Origin of the sequence: Lapidilactobacillus gannanensis (genome assembly GCF_003946675.1) — a bacterium.
GTDB lineage: Bacteria > Bacillota > Bacilli > Lactobacillales > Lactobacillaceae > Lapidilactobacillus > Lapidilactobacillus gannanensis.
The window spans coordinates 73802-93983 of sequence record NZ_RHOT01000002.1 but is presented as its reverse complement, the minus strand read 5'-3'; the positions used below and the strand labels follow the sequence as shown (position 1 = coordinate 93983).

At 39.2% G+C, this 20182-nt stretch carries 15 protein-coding genes; 4 read left to right on the top strand and 11 right to left on the bottom strand.

Annotated features, from left to right (window positions below):
- Window positions 1-127: 127 nt before the first annotated feature.
- A complete protein-coding gene (locus EKM81_RS01175; RefSeq protein ID WP_125647176.1) occupies window positions 128-1783 on the bottom strand; it encodes a peptide ABC transporter substrate-binding protein in 1656 nt (551 codons plus the stop codon).
- Between the two features lie 1110 nt (window positions 1784-2893).
- Entirely contained in the window at window positions 2894-4918 is a 2025-nt protein-coding gene (locus tag EKM81_RS01170; protein ID WP_125647173.1) for a beta-galactosidase, read from the bottom strand.
- A gap of 127 nt (window positions 4919-5045) precedes the next feature.
- Here EKM81_RS01170 and EKM81_RS01165 point away from each other — a divergent pair, with 127 nt between their 5' ends.
- Window positions 5046-5849 (top strand): AraC family transcriptional regulator, encoded by an 804-nt coding sequence (locus EKM81_RS01165; RefSeq protein WP_125647169.1) that lies wholly within the window; start codon window positions 5046-5048, stop codon window positions 5847-5849.
- A 2-nt stretch (window positions 5850-5851) separates the two neighbouring features.
- Here EKM81_RS01165 and EKM81_RS01160 read toward each other — a convergent pair whose 3' ends face one another.
- On the bottom strand, window positions 5852-6901 hold the full coding sequence (locus EKM81_RS01160) for an oxidoreductase (RefSeq protein WP_125647166.1): 1050 nt from the start codon (window positions 6899-6901) through the stop codon (window positions 5852-5854).
- 173 nt (window positions 6902-7074) lie between these two features.
- Here EKM81_RS01160 and glpO point away from each other — a divergent pair, with 173 nt between their 5' ends.
- Both glpO and EKM81_RS01150 read left to right on the top strand, forming a co-directional pair.
- Complete coding sequence (glpO, locus tag EKM81_RS01155; RefSeq protein WP_125647163.1) at window positions 7075-8925, top strand: type 1 glycerol-3-phosphate oxidase; 1851 nt, start codon at window positions 7075-7077, stop codon at window positions 8923-8925.
- Between the two features lie 336 nt (window positions 8926-9261).
- Window positions 9262-10707 (top strand): amino acid permease, encoded by a 1446-nt coding sequence (locus EKM81_RS01150; RefSeq protein ID WP_125647160.1) that lies wholly within the window; start codon window positions 9262-9264, stop codon window positions 10705-10707.
- A 93-nt stretch (window positions 10708-10800) separates the two neighbouring features.
- On the opposite strand, the gene EKM81_RS01145 is transcribed toward EKM81_RS01150, so the two are convergent.
- A complete protein-coding gene (locus EKM81_RS01145) occupies window positions 10801-11874 on the bottom strand; it encodes a M42 family metallopeptidase (protein ID WP_125647157.1) in 1074 nt (357 codons plus the stop codon).
- Window positions 11875-12209: 335 nt separating this feature from the next.
- Between EKM81_RS01145 and EKM81_RS11065 the strand changes: the two genes are divergently transcribed.
- Window positions 12210-12371, top strand: a complete 162-nt coding sequence (locus EKM81_RS11065; RefSeq protein ID WP_164509146.1) for a hypothetical protein — start codon at window positions 12210-12212, stop codon at window positions 12369-12371.
- Between the two features lie 482 nt (window positions 12372-12853).
- Here EKM81_RS11065 and EKM81_RS01140 read toward each other — a convergent pair whose 3' ends face one another.
- The 7 genes from EKM81_RS01140 to rpsF form a co-directional block, all read right to left on the bottom strand.
- Window positions 12854-14140, bottom strand: coding sequence for an adenylosuccinate synthase (locus tag EKM81_RS01140; protein ID WP_125647154.1), 1287 nt, complete (start codon window positions 14138-14140; stop codon window positions 12854-12856).
- 181 nt (window positions 14141-14321) lie between these two features.
- The gene (gene dnaB / locus EKM81_RS01135; protein WP_125647151.1) at window positions 14322-15713 is read right to left on the bottom strand and encodes a replicative DNA helicase; all 1392 of its coding nucleotides are present in this window, start codon (window positions 15711-15713) and stop codon (window positions 14322-14324) included.
- A gap of 151 nt (window positions 15714-15864) precedes the next feature.
- Window positions 15865-16317: a 50S ribosomal protein L9 gene (gene rplI, locus EKM81_RS01130; protein ID WP_125647148.1), complete on the bottom strand. Its 453-nt coding sequence runs from the start codon at window positions 16315-16317 to the stop codon at window positions 15865-15867.
- 12 nt (window positions 16318-16329) lie between these two features.
- Window positions 16330-18363 carry a DHH family phosphoesterase gene (locus EKM81_RS01125; RefSeq protein ID WP_125647145.1) on the bottom strand — a complete coding sequence of 678 codons (2034 nt, stop codon included), beginning with the start codon at window positions 18361-18363 and terminating at the stop codon, window positions 16330-16332.
- Between the two features lie 417 nt (window positions 18364-18780).
- Window positions 18781-19017: a 30S ribosomal protein S18 gene (rpsR, locus tag EKM81_RS01120; RefSeq protein ID WP_125647142.1), complete on the bottom strand. Its 237-nt coding sequence runs from the start codon at window positions 19015-19017 to the stop codon at window positions 18781-18783.
- Window positions 19018-19054: 37 nt separating this feature from the next.
- Window positions 19055-19606: a single-stranded DNA-binding protein gene (gene ssb, locus EKM81_RS01115; RefSeq protein WP_125647139.1), complete on the bottom strand. Its 552-nt coding sequence runs from the start codon at window positions 19604-19606 to the stop codon at window positions 19055-19057.
- Window positions 19607-19650: 44 nt separating this feature from the next.
- Window positions 19651-19953, bottom strand: coding sequence for a 30S ribosomal protein S6 (rpsF, locus tag EKM81_RS01110; RefSeq protein WP_125647136.1), 303 nt, complete (start codon window positions 19951-19953; stop codon window positions 19651-19653).
- Between the last annotated feature and the right edge of the window lie 229 nt (window positions 19954-20182).

The following is a 20182-nucleotide window of genomic DNA, read 5'->3' as shown; positions in this document are numbered from 1 at the left end:
TTGCCGTTAAGTAGAACTGGTTTCCTATTGAGAACACGTTTCAACAGGTAAAGTTCGTTTAGTTTTTGATAAAAGAACTTAGGTCACAGCCTGATGACCCACAAAGTACCCGCTTGTTTTTAATTCCTTACTTAATATAGGCGTATTTGTAATTCCATTGAGTTCCTGCTGTGTTATGGATAATTCCCTTAACATCCTTATTTTGCATGTAAGAGTATACGCTTTGGTATAACGGCGTTACGCCTTGGTCTTTGGAGAGCAATTGACTTGCAGCAACTAAATCTTGCCAACGCTGTTTTTCATTATTAGCATCAGCATTTGAAGCCTTCTCAACCAAAGCATCATATTCTGGATTGCTGTACTGGCCATAATTATATGAAGTTCCGGTTTCAGGAATTTGTAAGAAAGAAATCGGATCATTGAAGTCAGCACCCCAACCAGCTAAAGCAATATCAAAATTACCATCACGGCGCTCTGTTGAAGCAACCGTAGTTGGTACAGTCCTGATTTTAATCGTCAAGCCTGATAATTCTTTCTCTAATTGCCCCTTCAAATATTGCACTACAATGTTAGTTGAAGGATCATCGCCGTTATCATTCCCCGCCAACAAGGTCAAGGTAACCTTTTTAACCCCGGTTTCCCGTTGAGCGTCCGCCCATTTTGACTTAGCTAATTTCAAATTATAATCCATTGTATTAGCAGTCTTCTGGGCCTTTGAAAAATCTTCACCAGTCGTTGGATTCTTCGCTAAATCTGTTGAAACAAAACCTGTTGGTACTAATGAACCACTACCTAATACTTTTTTAGTTAATTGTTCACGGTCGAGCGCTAATGAAAAAGCAAGTCGAGCATTTTGATTTGTTAAAATCTTTTTCTTAGTTGCGTCTTTTGAAGCAAAGTTATAACTCAAGTAACTCACATAGGAATACGGATATTGCGTATACTCTTTGTCATCTTGATACGTTGGGACCTGCTCTTGCGATAATTGACTTAAGTCTAATTTACCATTTTGATAGAGGTCTAAACTTGTTTGGGCATTACTAACAACGGTATAACTGATTTTATCTAGCTTAACCTTGTCCGCATCCCAATACTGCTTATTCTTAACAAATTGCCAAGTATTATTGGTTCCCTTCCAGCCAGTAATCTTAAAGGGACCACTGTAAACCATATATTTGGAATTAGTGGCATATTTCTTGCCATATTTTTCAATAACTTTTTGATTTTGGGGTCCAAATAACGGATAAGCCATTAATACTTTAAAATAAGGAATCGGCTTTTCCAGAGTAACCACAACTGTTTTTTTATCAGGCGCTGCAATCCCGATTTGATCAGGATTCATCTTGCCTTGATTAATAGCATCAGCATTTTTAATCCCATCAAATAAATAAGCATATTCTGACTTAGTACTTGGTGTAACGGTCCGCCGCCATGAATAAACAAAATCCTGAGCCGTAATCGAATCACCGTTACTCCATTTTGCATCACGTAAGGTAAATGTATAGGTTAACCCGTCAGCACTTTTCTTAACGGATTGAGCCAGTCCCGGCGTAACCTTTCCATTTTTGCCTAAGCGATAGAAACTTTCAAAAGCATTCCCAGTCTGACCATAGCCAGTCGCCGTAGCAATATCAATTGTATTTAGCTGTGAAGCTGCCGATAGATTCAAGACCTGGGCTGACTTACCAGAATTCGACGTGGCTTGTTTACTGCCACAAGCTGTTAGGCCAATTGCTAAAGCAGCCACCAATAACCCGCTAATAATTAATCGCTTGTTCTTCATTTTTTAAATAATCCTTCCATGGTTTAAAAAAGCTAGTCACGAATAGAAACATCCGTGGCTAGCCGCAATTACTACAATACTGATCAACTTTATTTAATACTAATCTTCACACTAGTACTAACATCGTAAATCGACAATAGAGGTAGATTTTGAGGCACACGGAACCAAGCTGTTGTTCATTAAACAACAGTTACAACACACACTCAAGTTTTTTGCTGTTTGGTTAGACATGACCTTCAACCTCCTAAGAAGAATTGTGAAACGATTTCATATTTTATGATACTTTTTAAAAGTAAGTCTGTCAATACAAAACCATCCCACCTTTTTACGAAATCGCTACAAATAATAACTCACCACAAATAAACAGTGTCCTAAGTGCCTGCAGTAATTTACAGGTAACAAATTTTTACATCTCTTGTCCGTAATAGAAATTGAACAGTTAACTAGTCACCCAGTCACTAAAGCAGCTCATTTGATTTACAATACACAATAATTAAGAAAAGTGCCTTTTCGCCTTTAAAACCTGGTATAATTAACTTATTAAGATTTCCTATTATTTTTAGTAAGCGGATTCAGTTTCTTTGTTGTGAAACTGTTTGTAATTTAAAATCTTATCATTTTTAAATTACCCAGTCACTAAAATTTTAGGCTCTTCCCATAGAACTATAAAATAAAGTTCTTAATCATCTAGTTAAATACTTAGTTTACCGCGATTTTTAAACAGACTAGGGCATAATATCAAACTGAGAGCACCCCTGTGTCGATTCTTTGATTCCCCCCTTCCTACCATCTGTTCAGTAAAATCTACCTATGCAAGGGCAGCCGAGCGGTAATTCAGTCTTTCGCCACTCCACCCCCCTCATGGAGTGGCTTTTTATATAGCAGCGTTATAACGACTATACCCATTACTAGAAATGGGCGTGCTGCCACGTGTTCTCAAAAACAACCGGCTCCGCTTAACGCCAAAAATACCGAGCAATTCTCTCGCAGAATTGCTCGGTATTTTACGTTAAAAAGCATCGATTGACCGCTTTTTTGTCACACTCTGATTCCACATCAAGGTGCACTAGCTAACCATTGTGACGCACTTTTTTCTTAGTTTTACTAAAATTATTTAGTTACTTTGATTAATTTAACAGCATATGGATCCAAAGCTAGTGTTCCTGTAGCTACTGCTTGTTTACTCAACAAGTCTTGGCCAGCTTTAGTCCAGTTAACTTGTTCCGTGTTACCACCATTATTGATAATGAAATAGTAACTAGCATCAGCTTGATCACGACGAGTAATTTCAACCGCTTCACTAGTAGCATAATGCTCCCAACCGAATTGATCGATTAATTGACCAACTAAGTAATCTAGTCCCTTAGCCGCTAGTTGGGTACCTACATAGAAAGCTTGACCTTGGCCAAAATCATTCTCTGTAACTGCTGGTGTATTTTGATAGAACTCACCTTGGCTATACTTAGCCAAGGCCTTAGCACCTTCAAGATGCATAATGTCGCAAAGCATATCACAAGTGAAATCAGCTTGATCATTGAATGTTACTTGATAGTGCTTTTCTGGTGGTAATGCATCAAATTCTTCGACCCAGACACCAAGTAATTCACGTAGCGGACCAGGATAGCCACCAATAAAGACATTGTCGTTACGATCAACTAACCCACTCATGAAGGTGGTTAAGAAATGGCCACCATTTTTAACATAGCTAGTTAAGTTAGCAGCCACGCCATCCTTGATCATGTAAAGTACCGGTGCGACAACTAAATCATATTTAGCCAGTTCTTTCGCTGACAAATCAGTCGGGATTAAGTCGACAGCGACATTCTGCCGATAAAAAGCAGCATAATATTGATGAATTTGGTCAACATATTTCAACTGAACTGTTGGACCGCTGGCATACTCTAAAGCCCAATAATTATCCCAATCAAACATAATTGCCACTTTAGCTGGTGTACGTGCACCTAAGATTTCCGTGCCTAAACCATTTAATTCATGTCCTAAAGCAGCGGTTTCCCGGAAAACCCGGGTATTGTCAGTATCAGCATGACTAATAACCGCACCATGGAATTTTTCCGTAGCACCCCGTGATTGTCGCAATTGGAAGAATTGAATGGTGTCAGCACCATGGGCCATTGCTTGATAACTCATTGAACGCATTTGGCCAGGTCGTTTTAAGGAATTATATGGTTGCCAATTTTGTTGTGAAGGTGTTTGTTCCATTAACATAAATGGCGCGCCACCCTTGACCCCACGCATCAAATCATGGGACATCGCAGTAAAACTGTACGGTGTATTGTATGAAGGATAGTTATCCCAAGAAACAAGATCCATCTCTTTAGCCCACTTGAAGTAGTCTAAATCCTTGAAAGTCCCCATTAAGTTGGTCGTAATTGGGGTATCAGCATCAAATTGACGAATAGCATCGCGCTCATCAGTGAAGTTTTGCAAGATACTATCAGACATGAACCGCCGATAATCGATTGATAATCCAGCAATCGTTGAATTATCCTCACCAATTGCATCACCTAAATCATTAGGTGGAAAAATCTCTTCCCATTCATAAAATGTATGACCCCAGAAATGAGTATTCCAGGCCTGATTAACAGCATCAAGTGTTTGATAATGTTTCTTCAGCCAAACTCGGAATGCTGCGACACAGTTGTCACAGTAGCATTGACCGCCATACTCGTTAGAAATATGCCAACAAACAACATTGTCTAAGTGACCATAATGTTTAGCTAATTCGCCAGCCAATTTTTGACCAAAATAACGGAAAATCGGACTATTAGGACAAGCATTATGCCGACCACCAAACCGATGATGGCGACCTTCAAAATCAGTCCGCGTCACATCTGGATAACGATTAGCCATCCATGCTGGCAAAGCACCTGTTGAGGTAGCTAAAACAATTTGAAAATGATTTTCAGTTAGTAAATTAATAATTTCATCAAGCGTTGAAAAATCATAGCGTTCCTCAGAAGGCTGAATTTGTGCCCAAGAGAAAACGTTAATCGTGGCTTCATTAATATCAGCCTTCGTCAACAGTTGCATATCCTTATACCAAACTTCTTTAGGCCATTGTTCAGGGTTATAATCGCCGCCAAACAAAATACGCTTAAATTGTTTTGTTGTCATTATTTAACCTCCATTATTACGTGATAACGTTTTAATAATCTCAGTTTAACTGACAAAAGCGCTTTTTTGTCGTATGATTTGAAGAGAAAGTATTAGTATTTGAACTTTTATCAGTGAGGTGCTTAATATGCGGGTTGTTTTTACTCAAATTAATAATCGTCTACCCTTATTTCTTGAGAGCATCGGCGCGGATTGGCAACAAGAGGACGTTCAGCGACCTACTGGTTATCGTTATTATCACTGGTTACAAACAACTTCTGGACAAGGTATCGTGACCATTAATGATCAGGCAATTCTCTTAAATCGCGGCACTGGTATTTTAATTAATCCCCATGTTCCCCATCAATATCAGAGCGTACAACCAAATCAGTGGCGCACCGAATATTTAACTTTTGGTGGGCGGAATGCCAGTGATTTGTTAGATAGTCAACAACTAAACTATCAGTTATTTAACAAAAATAACTTAACCTTACAAAAATTTATCGAAAAAAATGGATCAGCCGTCACCTTGACGTCTGATCCCAATGAGCTATCTATTTTTATTTATCGGTTTATTCTCTTATTGAATCAAGCCCGGCAAGAAAATGGGTTACTTAATCCACGCCAGCATAATTTACCAATCTTGGCTGATATTAAGCAATTCCTTGATCGACGTTACGAACAGGCCATTAGTAATGAACAATTAGCAGCACGTTCCGGCTTCACTACCCAACATTTAAACCGACAATTCAAGCAGCGTTATCATGCAACACCACTACAATATTTAACTGATTTACGTTTACGTAAAGCCCAAGTGTTATTGATCAGCCAACCAGAATTAAGCATTGAACAGGTGGCCATTCAGACTGGCTTCAATAGTAGTAGCTATTTTATCGCTCAATTTCACCGCCAAACACAATTAACCCCACGTCAGTTCCGCCAATTACATTAAACTTAATCAGTAAAATCAACAACATGTGGGCCAGTTGTTTGAATACCAGCTTCAAGAATTCGTAAATCTGTTAGTATTTCGGTATCACTGACTAATTTAGGCTGGCCAGCAGTTAAGGTTGCAACCATCGCATCATAAACTCGGCCATAATCGCCAGTTGGTGTCGGTAAATCCTTATCGATCCAGTCACCATTGCTATTTTGATAATGCAAATGACCATAGGCACTTGGCGCATCTTGACCAAAGTTAGTCATACCTGGCATAATTTGTGCTTTTAAATCATTTTCCTGCTGATCGATGCCGTATTTAATGAAACTACCCATTGTACCATGCAAAATAAACTTAGGATAAGGCGTCGCAATCAAATTACTAGACTTCACTTTAGCTTTAAAGCCATCATAAAACAGATCAACTTCATAATAATCATCTAAATTACCCTGATTTTGTTGTGGCCGAATATCATAATAGACTTGATCTGGCTGGCCAAATAAAGCAACCATCTGATCAATTGTATGAATTCCTAAACCATAAAACTGACCATTAATAGCTACACCATCCTGTTGTGTTGATTGACGACGATAATGATCTAAATGGGATTCAATTTCCAAAGGCCGACCAAGATAGCCAACTTGTAGAACCTGTGCTAAAGATAAGTAATCACTATCAAAACGGCGATTTTGGAAAGGCATCGCAACTAAGCCTTTTTCTTTAGCTAAGTTCAGTAAAGTCTCTGCCTCTTCCGCTGTCTCACAAAAAGGCTTCTCTACAAGCACATTCTTACCATTAAGTAGCAATTGCTTGGCTAGTTCAAAATGAGTGGCAGCTGGGGTCGTGATCGTCACTAACTGAATGTCAGGATCAGCTAATAGCTCTGAGAAATCGGTAGTTAATTGAACCCCAGCTTGTCGATACTCAGCCTGTTTCTCAGAATAATGACGAAAACCATGGTCATAAATCATTTTCACGCGTAGATTCTGCCGCTGTTGCAAATATGGTAGATGATAACGATTAGCACTTTTACCAAAGCCAACAAGAGCCATTGTAACTGTCATAATTCATTCACCTCATCAAAAAATTTACTATCTTAATTGTACTTGCTTTCCTCAAAAAAAGCAGGCTTTAGGCCAAATCACGATTTAATTATGAAAAAAAGATTGCTTGCAATTTTTTTTTGCTGTTCTAAACTTAACTTAACGAATCAGATTCCTTTGGGGGGAAAAGTAACATGACGTTTTCAGCAACGACACGACAAGAAAATCTATTGCGCTTAGCCAATGAGGATTTTGATGTTTTAATCATTGGTGGTGGGATTACTGGGGCTGGTGTAGCATTGCAAGCTGCTGCTTCTGGCTTTAAGACTGCCTTAATTGAAATGCAAGACTTTGCAGAAGGCACTTCTTCACGTTCCACTAAAATGGTGCATGGTGGCATCCGTTATTTAAAAAATTTCGATGTTGGTGTTGTTGCTGACACGGTTCGGGAACGGCAGAATGTCCAACGAATCGCACCACATATTCCCCGACCAATTCGCATGTTATTACCTATTTATCGTGAGCCAGACGCCACATATGATATGTTCTCGGTAAAGGTGGCAATGGGGCTTTATGATCGCCTGGCCGGCATTACCAACCCCAATTTAACCAGTTTTACGCTAACTAAAGAAGAAGTTTTAGAACAGGTTCCTGAAATCAACTCTGAAAACTTACTTGGTGGTGGCTCTTATTTAGATTTTACGAACAACGACGCTCGTTTAGTCATTGAAAACATCAAAAAGGCGGCCGCTTTTGGTGGCGTGATTGCTAGTCATGTCAAAGCCACCGCGCTGACCCACGATGAGTCCGGAATCATTAACGGTGCCACTGTGCAAGACACACTATCTGACAACACTTTCACTATTCAGGCCAAATTTGTTTTAAACGCAGCTGGTCCTTGGGTTGATCAAATTGATTTAATCGACGATCAAGTCCCCTTTTTAAAACAAATGCGCCCCACAAAGGGCATTCACTTAGTAGTTGACTGGCACAAATTACCAGTTCCGCAGCCACTTTACGTTGATAGTTTACACCATGACGAACGCATGATTTTCATTATTCCTCGTTTTGATAAAACTTATTTTGGTACCACAGATACAGATTATCGCGGTGACTTAGTTCATCCACAAATCGAGCAACAAGATGTCGATTATTTATTGTCAACAGTCAATCAGCGCTTCCCTGAAGCCAAAATCAAATTAAGTGATATTGAAGCTAGCTGGGTAGGTATTCGGCCACTAATTGCTTCTAATTCAAGTTCTGACTACAATGGCGGTGGTGGTTCCCATATTACTGACCAAAGTATTGACCGCGTTATTGGCATCGTCAACAATTATAGTCAAGGGCGCGCCTCACGTAATGAAATCGCCGAAGCAATCCTCGCCAGTGAACAGGACTTGTCAGAGAAAATTCTTAAACCTTCGCAAGTCTCTCGAGGTAGTGCCTTAAAAACCAAGGAAGATGGCCTAATTGTTCTTTCCGGTGGTAAAATTACCGACTATCGACGGATGGCGGCTGGTGCCATCCAATTACTAGCAAAGTTAATGAAGGAAAAACATCATTTGACCTTTTTACCAGTTGATTCTAAGCATCTCCAAGTTTCCGGTGGCGATATTAATCCAGACACTGTTCCTCAAGAGCTACAAATGATCAGTAATCAAGGCGAAGCTTTAGGTTTAACTCAAGTGGAGGCACAAAGAATCACTGATTTATTTGGTTCCAATGCTTTGCAGATTTTTACTGGCATTCGTACTACCAAACCGGTAGCTGGACTCTCTTTAAGTGAAACGCTAATTCTTAATTACTGTCTCGAAGAAGAAATGGTTTTAACACCAGTTGATTACTTGCTGCGTCGAACAAACCACTTGCTTTTCGAGGCTGAAAGTTTTACCAAAATTGCCAAACCCGTTATTACTGCTATGGCCGCATATTTTCAATGGACACCTGAAGAGATCGACCAACAAACAACGCATTTAAAACACGCCTTCCAGCAAAGTCAATTAACCTATTTGAAGGCTGGGCAAAGTCATAGTGTTAATTTATAAAACCTAAATTAGCCAATTAATTTTTACTTGCTGAACTTTATTAAAATGAACATAGATTAAAACGCTCTCTTTCTAAAAACACTAGGCAGCACCAGTTGAATCAACCTAAAAGCTCAACCAAGAATTTTGTTGAGCTTTTTTTATTAGCAAAAAATGAAGAATTCGATTTAGTTCTCATTTTTATTTAGCCAATAGTAACGGCTCTATTGATTTAATAGTCCTTGATGGTTTTCAACAATCTCGTTAGTTTTCTCAGATAGTTCTCATGATTAACCACAAAAATTGGTTTATAGTAGTTTTTGTATACTTTTGTTATCTAATTTAAGGGGGTCAATCATGACTGATGAGAAAAAACCTAAGCAGCTATTTTGGTATAATATTGCCTTGCTTGCTTTCGTTAGTGTTTGGGGTTTAGGAAACGTCGTTAACAACTTTGCCCAAGAAGGTTTAGTTGTTGTTGTTTCTTGGATCTTGATCATGATTTTATATTTTGTTCCATATACATTAATGGTTGGACAAATGGGTGCCACATTTAAGGATGCTGAAGGTGGCGTCTCCAGTTGGATCAAAGAAGTTTCAACGCGGCGGTTAGCTTATTTTGCGGCTTGGACCTATTGGGTCGTTCATATTCCTTATCTCGCACAAAAGCCTCAGTCAATTTTAATTGCTGGTAGCTGGTTATTCCGTTCAAATGGTAATTTTGTTAAAAATACACCATCGATTATTGTACAATCACTGTGTTTGGTTATTTTCTTAATCTTCTTGTATATGGCTTCACGTGGGATTGCCACTTTGAATCGTGTTGGGACAATTGCCGGCATGTCAATGTTCATCATGTCAATCCTATTCATTATCTTAGGCTTGTCAGCACCAGCAATGACCGGTTCCACTATTGCAACTGCTAATATGACCCATGTTAGTAATTATATTCCTAAGTTTGATTTTAAATATTTTACAACAATTTCGATGTTAGTCTTTGCCGTAGGTGGCGCTGAAAAAATCTCACCTTATGTTAATAAGACTAAAAATCCTGCCAAAAACTTTCCTAAGGGCATGATTGCTTTAGCAATCATGGTAGCGGTTTCGGCAATCCTCGGTTCCTTCGCTATGGGCATGATTTTCGATGCGAATAATATTCCTGATGATTTAATGGCCAACGGTGCTTATATTGCTTTCCAACGTCTAGGTAATTTCTATCATGTTGGTAACCTACTCCTTTGGATTTACGCAATTGCAAATGCGATGGCCTCAATTGCTGCTTTAGCTGTTTCAATTGACGCGCCACTACGAATTTTGCTTGATGATGCTGATCCTAAATATGTACCTAATGCACTACGGCGTAAAACTAGCGGCGGTGTGCCAATCAATGGTTATAAATTGACCGGTATTCTTGTTAGTATCATCATTATTATTCCTGCTCTTGGTATTAGTGGTACTAACAACCTCTACAACTGGTTACTAAATCTTAACTCAGTTGTTATGCCATTACGTTACTTATGGGTATTCTGGGCCTTCATGATGCTGAACAAGCAACTTGATAAGTTCCATTCTGACTATATGTTTGTTAAGAATCCTAAAGTTGGTTTTGGCTTTGGTGCTTGGTGCTTCCTATTTACCGCTTTTGCTTGTATTTTAGGTATGGTGCCAAAGATCACTTATGCTAGCAATCCTAGTGCATGGTGGTTCCAATTAATTCTTAATGTCTTAACACCGATCGTTTTAATTGGTATTGGTTTCATCCTACCAGCAATTGCTCGTCGTCACCAAGAAGAAGTTAATTAATTTTCAGTTCATAAATCATAAAAGAAGGCCACAACCATTAATGGTTGTGGCCTTCTTTTATGATTTAAAAACATCTTTCATTATGTTTATTTACTAGAACTTTTCAATCACTTCCGCATTTAACTGCCGAATAATTAGTTTAGCCAATTTCAATGCGTTTTCGTAATCTTCATAAGCAATAAAGCAATATGGTGTGTGTGCATAGCGCACTGGTACACTGATAACAATTGTTGGGGCACCATTATAACGATTTATAATGGCTCCGTCTTGACCACCACCTGTACGAACTGATCGTTGAATAGGAATATCATTCTTAGCGGCGACGTCAAGTGCAAATTGTTGGAAATGCGGATTCGTCACAATTGTTGAATCAAAATGACGTAGCATTGGTCCTTTACGCAGACCAGTTTGAATTAAATAATCAGGCATTACTGTATCATCAGCTGGAGCACCTTCGAACACGATTGCTAAATCTGGTTTGATTTTTCGGACAACAACCTCAGCGCCGCGGTCACCGACTTCCTCTTGTGATGAAAGGCCAGCAACAAGATCAACTGCTAACTGATCCTCGCTTAAATCTTTCATAGTTGAAGCAAGTAATGCTGTTCCAATTCGATTATCGAAAGCCTTTCCCAGAAACAGTCCAGTTTTTTCATTATATTCACAAGTAACATCAGGAACTACTGGCGCGCCAATTTCAATTTGATAAACATCTGAGACTTCTTTTGCGCTACTTGCGCCAACATCGATGCTTAACTCATCCATTTTTGGCAAGCGAGTTCTTTCCTCAGGCGTCATAAAATGTGGTGGTGTACTACTAACAATTCCAGAAATCCATTCACCAGCCCGATTTCGAATTTTGACCTTTTGAGCTGGAATGGTTACCGTCGCCCAACCACCTACTTGGACAAACATCATTTGTCCGTTTGGCTTAATGGCACGAATCATGAAACCAACCTCATCTGAATGAGCATCCAATTCAACAATCGGTTTTTTACCGTTGTTATTTTTTTGTTGGACAAACACATTACGCATATGATCTTCGCTGACTTTTCCAGAGCCAGCCACCTCATCTTTGAATAGTGCTGTCACTTCATCTTCAAAAGCGGAAATTCCATAAACGTTAGATAGTTTTTGAATCAAATCAATTGCTGCAGATTTTTCCATATTGCCATCTCCTTTAATGTTTCATGTGGAACATTTCATACAATGCCTTTATTATAAGCTATTTATCACTGTTTGTCTCACTCGCATTTACTTAAAAAATTAGATTTTAGTCTATCTGGCCATCGGTTTTCAGAAGAGCTCAAATGTTCCACGTGGAACATTTTGCTAAAAAATTATTTCGTTATTTGATTCAAAACATGCTATAATGTCTGTGGGTGCCAAACCCTGAGAACAGAGTCTGCTGGCGTGCAAACGTTTAGAAAACAGACTTGTGTTCTCTTTTTTTATTTATTTTTCAGTAACTGTGCTAAAATCGATTTTGGGAGATGAGATAAATGAATAATCCAAAGTGGCTTAACATTCTTTTAGTAATCGTCTATGCACTAGTGGTCGTGTTACTGATTGTTCATCAAAGTATGGCTTCAATGTATTTAATGGGTTTTGGTATGTTAGGTGAGGCAGTTTACGGCTTAATCACCTCTTCTAATAAACATTAGATCCCAAATTAGAATAACAGGCTTTACGATGCCAAAAAGCATTTGCAGCTAACACATTTAATCAGAGGGTTTTAAAATTGTAACTGCTCATGTCCTTTAATCTGATGTTAAATCATTTCAATATACTATTCACTAGCATTAATTTCTAGCCAAATATTGATATTGAGTAATCAGCCCAGATCTACTAATGTAAGACTAAATAGTATGACTATCCGGAATTACTGAGTAGAACTGCTCACTTCACTTAACCCAGTTGGAAAGTGAATGATCAGCAGCAATGGTTAACTTATTATTTTATCCACGATACTGGACTACAACCTGATCGATTTTAAATGTAAGCGTGTTTGAGCTCTGCTTTCACCAATTCGTGACAACTTAAATCTTTATTAAGCCTAGTATTTAGAAAGAGCTTAGTCATTTTACATAAAGGGAGCAATCATCTCACTCAGATGATTGCTCCCTTTAATAACTGCCATTAATAATCATTTATCCCAAACATCACGCAAGATAACGGTTTGATGGCGATCAGGCCCCACGGCAAAGGTTGCTAATGGTACACCAGTCAACTCAGCAATCCGCTTCAGATAGTTCTGAGCGTTAATTGGCAAATCAGACAAGGCTTTTGCTTGAGTAATATCTTCCGTCCAACCGGGTAATTCTTCATAAATCGGTTTACATTTTGCTAATTCCGTCAAACTGGCCGGATAACGATCAATTGTTTCATCATTCAAACGATAACCGACACAAATTTTAACAGTTGGTAAACCAGTTAGCACATCAATCGAATTTAAGCATAAATCAGTCAATCCTGCAACGCGGCGCGCATGACGGATCACCACGGCATCAAACCAACCAATCCGCCGAGGCCGTTTAGTAACAACACCGTATTCATGACCGGCTTCACGAATAAAGTCACCAGTTTCATTTAATTGTTCAGTTGGGAATGGCCCATCACCAACACGTGAAGTATAGGCCTTGGCAACCCCAACCACATGATCTATTTCAGAAGGACCAACACCGGCACCAACTGACACACCACCAGCCGGATTGGAAGAAGTAACATAGGGATACGTTCCCTGATCAAGGTCTAACATCACACCCTGGGCACCTTCAAATAAAACATTCCCACCTTGGCGCGCAGTTTCATCAATTAATACCGAAGTATCTTGAACGAACGGTGTCAATTGTTGTCCGTACTGATAAAATTTCTCAAAAATATCATCAAACGATAAAGGTGCTTGATGATAAACCTTGGTTAGTAAATCATTTTTTAACTTTAAATTTTCCGCTAATTTTTCTGCAAAAACGTCACGTTCGAGCAAATCGGCCATGCGGATTCCAGAGCGACTAGCCTTATCCATATATGCCGGGCCGATGCCACGATTAGTAGTCCCTATCTTATTAGCACCTCGATAAATTTCTTGAGCTTTATCAAGAGCAATGTGATAAGGCAAGATTAAGTGAGCCCGATTTGAAATGACAAATTTATCAGTACTTAACGACTCAGCATGAATATGCGCAATTTCAGCAACTAACGATTCCGGATTAATAACAACACCATTACCTAAAATACTAAATTTATCAGCATACAAAATTCCTGATGGGATCAAACGTAACTTGTAAACATGGCCCTCATTTTTTATTGTATGTCCTGCATTGTCGCCACCTTGATATCGAACGATTGCGTTAGCTTTTCTGCTTAAGAAATCGGTAATTTTACCTTTTCCTTCGTCGCCCCATTGCGTACCTATTACCACTACACCAGTCATTTCGACAGCTCCCTTATCCTTGATTAAATCAGACGCCAAGGAGTATCTTATCATAAACACTAATATTAATCAATTTGTAGTTGCTATCGTTCGTGTTTTAACCGCTTTCTTAAAATTTTTTTTGTTCATTTAAGTATTTTCTTGATGCGATTATTTCCCGGGAAATAATTCCCAAAATTAATTATTGTTCGCGTGTTGAAACTGAGGAGAATTTATTAAAGGATTTAACAAATAATAAATTAACCGTCCCGCGGGCTCCCGAACGGTTCTTTTCAATAATAACTTCCACTGGGCCAACATTTTGATCTTCATCATCATTAACTGCTGGTGCTCCTGAAGTGTCACCATCACCATCTTCACCTTCATCACGATAATAATCATCACGATATAAGAAGGCAACAATATCAGCATCCTGCTCAATTGAACCTGATTCCCGAATATCAGATAACACGGGGCGTTTATCCTGTCGTTGTTCGACACCACGCGAGAGCTGTGACAAAGCAATGACGGGCACGTGTAATTCTTTAGCCAATTTTTTTAATTGCCGTGAAATTGCCGAAACTTCTTGCTGGCGGTTCTCTTGGCCACTACCTTCAATTAATTGTAAATAGTCAATCACAATTAAACCGAGATTTTTCTGTTCCTGTTGGAGTCGGCGACACTTAGCTCGAATCTCGGCCATTTTAACACCAGGTGTATCATCGATATAAATTTTTGCTTTAGCTAAACTAGCCATTGCGACGACTAATTGTTGCCATTCAGCATCATTTAATTGACCAGTTCGTAAGTGACCAGCATCAATACTTCCTTCAGCACAGACCATCCGGTTAACTAATTGTTCCGCACCCATTTCCAAACTAAAAATGGCAATCGACGTATCATCATTACGCGTTCCAATATTTTGTGCGATATTTAAAGCAAAAGCTGTTTTACCAACACCAGGACGCGCTGCTAAAATCAATAATTCATCTGGATGTAGACCAGCAGTAATCTTATCTAAATCGGCATAGCCAGTCGACAACCCCGTAACGGTGCTATCATTTTGAGTTAATGCATCGATGTTTGCTAGCGATTCCGTCAATACGTCACTGATCTGTTTAAAACCATTACGATTACGGTTCTGTCCAACATCCATAATCTGCCGTTCGGCGTTATCAAGAATTGTAGCGGCATCATCATCCTGCTGAAAGCTATCTTTTATGATATGATTTGCTGTTCCAATTAAATTACGCAACATTGATTTTTCTTCAACAATTTTAGCGTAATAGGTAATATTGCGAGCAGTAGGTGTGGCAACGGCCAAATCACTTAAATAGCCAATACCGCCAATATCTTCCAATTGATGATGACTTTCCAGCTCGTTGCGCATTGTCACCACATCAATAGCCAAATTTTGATCATTCAAATTGATCATCGCCTGAAAAACAACTTGATTCGCGTGATGATAGAAATCAGCCGGAGTTAAATACTCCATAGCATCAATTAAAGCATCTGGTTGTAGAAAAACGGCCCCTAGTACTGATTGTTCTGCTTCTTCACTATTTGGTGGTAACTGACTTGCTATATTATCCATTTTTACTCCTCATTACCTGCGTTATAACGCTAAAAAACTCGTTTAACCTATTTTCTAACTAATAATCTCGTCACTCTTATTATAGTAAAAAAAACCGTCAAGGGGAATATATCCTCGTTGACGGATTGTTAAACTTATGAATGATAGCTGCTTATTCGGCAGTAATATGAACGCGGATCGTTGCATTAACACCATTGAATAATTTCACTGGCACGTTGGTGTAGCCCAATGCTTTAATTGGCTCAGCTAATTGTAATTTTCGCTTATCAATCGTGATTTCATATTGTTTCGCCAAAGCTTCAACAATTTGTTTACTTGGTACTGAACCAAATAAGCGGCTGTCAGCACCAGCTTTAGACTTCAGTTGAACTACCGTGTCATCGGCTTCTAATTTTTCCTTAATTGCAACTGCTTCTGCCTTTTCATTAGCTAATTGCTTAGCTTCTGCCTTTTGTTGGCCTTGTAATTGACTAATGGCTTCTTTAGTTGCAACTTTGGCAGCACCATTTTTAATTAAAAAGTTACGCGCATAACCATCAGGAACTTCCTTCACATCGCCACGCTTGCCTTTACCACGTACGTCTTTCAAAAAGATAACTTTCATTGTTGTAACCTCCTATGATTGCTGATTCTGCTCAGTTTGATCTTGCTGGTCCAGAATCGTAATTAATTGCTGCTTAGCCTCTTCAATTGTCGTGTCCTTAAGTTGAGTCGCGGCATTAGACAAATGGCCACCACCACCCATTTTTTCCATAATTATCTGGACATTGAAATCGCCAAGACTTCGTGCTGAAATGGCAATAACATTATCAACCCTGCGGCTAATGACAAATGAAGCATCAATACCAGCTAATCTAAGAATGGTATCAGCCGCCTGAGCAGCGATAACTGGATCATAAGCCTGACCCTCCTCGCCAACTGCCAGCGCAATTCTTGGTTTCACCATTTCCATGCCGTCAATTAAATGATTACGCTGAATGAAATCATCAGCATTTTCTTTCAACAACCGTTGGACCATGGAATTATCTGCACCAACCGAACGTAAATAACTAGCAGCATCAAAAGTTCGTGTACCAGTTCGCTGTGAGAATGATTGCGTATCTACTGAAATACCAGCTAACATTGCCGTTGCTTCAATCTTATTCAAGGGCTCAGCATCAGTTGGCTGATACTCAAAAATTTCAGTTATCAACTCACAAGTTGAGGAAGCGTAAGGCTCAATATACGTTAGCATTGGATTCTCTGGGAATTCCTCCCCACGACGGTGATGATCAATAATCACGACCCGTTGCTCTAATTTATGATATAACTCTGGACTAATCGAAATTGACGGCTTAGAATGGTCAACCATAATTAGCATACTCTTTGCCGTTGCTGATGCCAAGGCTTGTTCCGGCGTAACTATGCATTGAATCAAGTCAGGATACCGTTTGATTTCAGCAACCAATCGCTGCACATCAGAATGAATTGATGATTGATCTAAAACAATGTGGCACTTCACATTATTCATTTGTGCAATCCGTCTAATTCCCAGTGAGGAACCAATTGCATCCATATCTGGATGATTATGCCCCATCACATAAATATCTTGGACTTGTGTGAATAACCCTTGTAAGGCTTGGCTAATCATCCGTGCTCTAACTCGAGTCCGTTTCTCCATCGGATTGGTTTTACCACCATAGAAACGAGCTTGTTGACCCTTAGCCCGAACAACAACTTGATCCCCACCACGTCCTAAAGCCAAATCTAAATTATTCTGTGATGTGACGGCAAGATCTGCTAAATCATCGCTACCATAGGCAAAACCGACACTTAAAGTAATCGGAAAATTCTGGGCCGACGTATCTTCACGAATACGATCCAAAATTTGAAATTTATTTTTCTCAGCTTTAGCCAACGATTGAGCGTAAGCTAGGACAAAGAAATGATCCTCATCAACCCGCTTCAAGAACATTTCATAACGACTTGCCCAATTACTCAAACGATTAGTCAGGTAATTGCTCAAGTTGGAAACCCCTTGATCATCCATTGTTTGCGTAATTTCATCATAGTTATCGATGAAAATTTGGCCAATCACGATTTGCTGATCAATGAATCGTTGTTCAATTTTTGCTGAGTGTGTTACATCCAGTAGATAGAGCGCACCTACTTTAGCTTGTAGCGTGATTTCAAACTTATATTGATCCCAGTCAACAATCCGTGAAACATCGTCTTCCTGGTGTTGTTCAATTAAAGTAGCCAAATCAGGATCAACATCTTTAATTTTGCGCCCTAAGACACTACGATCGCCTAAATACTTCTGTAAGGTGGGATTGACCCACTGAATTTCATAATCAGTATCAAATAACATGATTCCAATCGGCATTTGGATCAAAGCCTCTTGCTCACCACGTTTAATTCGATAAGACAAGTCGGAAACATACTGATTGGTATTTTTAGAAAGCACTTCAAACCCGTAAAAAATAACACCGACTAGCAAAATAATTGCCACTAGAAAAATGAGTCCAAAAATAGGCTCAATAATCAATGCAATCACACTGGCAGCAATAGCAATACCGAGGACAGTCAACGCGATAACTCGCAATTGCAAATCGGCGAAAAAGGTCGGTAAAGCAAATTTATTCCTTAAGAAATTAATAAACTTCTTCATAATACCCCTTCGTTGTTAGTTCCGCTAAATATCCATTCAAAACTATTTTACCATAAATTAGTTTTCTCTGTAGTCTTCCCAACTGGCAAGACCTTAAATCTGTTAAAACAGAACTAGTTTTGACGCCATTCGAGCTTACTTGTTGTGAACGCGGCCAGCATTGATCGAAGTTGATTAAATGCCAAAACATCAAAACCTAGTAAAGATAGAGGAACAGACCTGAAATGGAGCACTTCATGGACACCAAAGGCCCAAATCAATCCGGGCTGCGTTTCCATACCTGCCGGCCGAAATGGAGTTGACCGCTACTCTGCCTAAACAATTTGGTTTTAAAAACGTTGATCACAGTATCAGCTGCCAATTGTAAAATAAAAACCTCACCCAGCAATAAGCTAAGTGAGGTTTGTTTATTCAGAATTATTCTGCACTGACGAAAGGCAATAAGCCCATGATCCGTGCACGCTTGATCGCAACTGTTAATTTACGTTGGTTTTTAGCACTCGTACCAGTTACGCGGCGTGGTAAAATTTTACCTCGTTCTGAGATAAAACGTTTCAACAATTCTGTGTCTTTGTAATCGATATATTCGATGTGATTAGCAGCGATAAAATCGACCTTACGGCGACGACGGCCGCCACGACGTTGTTGAGCCATGTTGGTTCCTCCTCTCAAGCGTAATCAATAAGTTCTTTTAGAATGGTAAATCATCATCAGAAATATCGATTGGTTCGCTACTATCCGCAAAAGGATCATTCGTCGCATTATTGCCACTATTGTTCCCTTGATTTTGGTTATTAGCAGTCCCATTAGTTGGGCCAGTCGGATTCTGATTATTGAAGTTGTTATTATTCGTGTTGTTTGATTGATAACCGCCACCATTATTAGCGTTACCGCCCATATTAGTATGGCTACCATCTTGACTACTCTTTGGTTCCAATAACGAGAAGTTATCAACGACAACTTCGGTTACATAAACCCGGTTTCCTTGATTGTTTTCGTAATTCCGTGTTTGCACCCGGCCTTCGACACCAACTAAAGATCCCTTATGCGTGAAATTAGCGAAATTTTCCGCTGCTTTCCGCCAGAGTACACATTGAATAAAATCAGCTTCACGTTCACCTTGGGCATTCGTAAATTGACGATTAACGGCAAGTGTAAAAGTTGCCACTGCAGTACCGCTACCGGTATAACGTAATTCAACATCCCGAGTTAGTCGACCAATAAGCACTACACGATTAATCATTGAAAAAATCCCCTTCCTGAACTCATCTCACTGAAGTTTTATAATTATTTTTTGTCATCGCGTTTAACGATCATGTGACGTAAAACAGCATTGTCGATTTTAGCTAAACGGTCAAATTCGTTGATTGACTTATCGTTGTCGGTCTTCACATTAACAATGTGATAAACACCGTCACGGTAATCATTGATTTCATAAGCGAAACGACGCTTAGACCAATCTTTAGAATCAACCACTTCAGCACCATCTGCAGCTAAAACTTCATCATAATGCTTGATCAAAGCAGCCTTAGCTTCTTCGTCGATATCAGGCTTGATGATATAAGTAACTTCATAGTTAGTTTGTGTCATGGTTTGTACACCTCCTCGTGGACTATTGGCTCTTTTCTACTAAGAGCAAGGAGTAAGTTAGTCAATATGGCTACTCACAAGCTACTAGTTTATCATAACTAAGCCAATTTAACAATTTAATTTTGTGAATTAGCTAGAATTTTCAGCCGTTATTTCTGAATTTCCCACAAAAAAATACTTTGGTCGCAATTAACTGGATGTTGAATAGCTTACCTAATTAATTACGCCA

What these genes read in the sequence shown, in the direction of transcription:
- EKM81_RS01175 (WP_125647176.1), bottom strand. Translation starts at nt 1,783, where the DNA reads ATGAAGAACAAGCGATTAATTATTAGCGGGTTATTGGTGGCTGCTTTA.
- EKM81_RS01170 (WP_125647173.1), bottom strand. Translation starts at nt 4,918, where the DNA reads ATGACAACAAAACAATTTAAGCGTATTTTGTTTGGCGGCGATTATAAC.
- EKM81_RS01165 (WP_125647169.1), top strand. Translation starts at nt 5,046, where the DNA reads ATGCGGGTTGTTTTTACTCAAATTAATAATCGTCTACCCTTATTTCTT.
- EKM81_RS01160 (WP_125647166.1), bottom strand. Translation starts at nt 6,901, where the DNA reads ATGACAGTTACAATGGCTCTTGTTGGCTTTGGTAAAAGTGCTAATCGT.
- glpO (WP_125647163.1), top strand. Translation starts at nt 7,075, where the DNA reads ATGACGTTTTCAGCAACGACACGACAAGAAAATCTATTGCGCTTAGCC.
- EKM81_RS01150 (WP_125647160.1), top strand. Translation starts at nt 9,262, where the DNA reads ATGACTGATGAGAAAAAACCTAAGCAGCTATTTTGGTATAATATTGCC.
- EKM81_RS01145 (WP_125647157.1), bottom strand. Translation starts at nt 11,874, where the DNA reads ATGGAAAAATCTGCAGCAATTGATTTGATTCAAAAACTATCTAACGTT.
- EKM81_RS11065 (WP_164509146.1), top strand. Translation starts at nt 12,210, where the DNA reads ATGAATAATCCAAAGTGGCTTAACATTCTTTTAGTAATCGTCTATGCA.
- EKM81_RS01140 (WP_125647154.1), bottom strand. Translation starts at nt 14,140, where the DNA reads ATGACTGGTGTAGTGGTAATAGGTACGCAATGGGGCGACGAAGGAAAA.
- dnaB (WP_125647151.1), bottom strand. Translation starts at nt 15,713, where the DNA reads ATGGATAATATAGCAAGTCAGTTACCACCAAATAGTGAAGAAGCAGAA.
- rplI (WP_125647148.1), bottom strand. Translation starts at nt 16,317, where the DNA reads ATGAAAGTTATCTTTTTGAAAGACGTACGTGGTAAAGGCAAGCGTGGC.
- EKM81_RS01125 (WP_125647145.1), bottom strand. Translation starts at nt 18,363, where the DNA reads ATGAAGAAGTTTATTAATTTCTTAAGGAATAAATTTGCTTTACCGACC.
- rpsR (WP_125647142.1), bottom strand. Translation starts at nt 19,017, where the DNA reads ATGGCTCAACAACGTCGTGGCGGCCGTCGTCGCCGTAAGGTCGATTTT.
- ssb (WP_125647139.1), bottom strand. Translation starts at nt 19,606, where the DNA reads ATGATTAATCGTGTAGTGCTTATTGGTCGACTAACTCGGGATGTTGAA.
- rpsF (WP_125647136.1), bottom strand. Translation starts at nt 19,953, where the DNA reads ATGACACAAACTAACTATGAAGTTACTTATATCATCAAGCCTGATATC.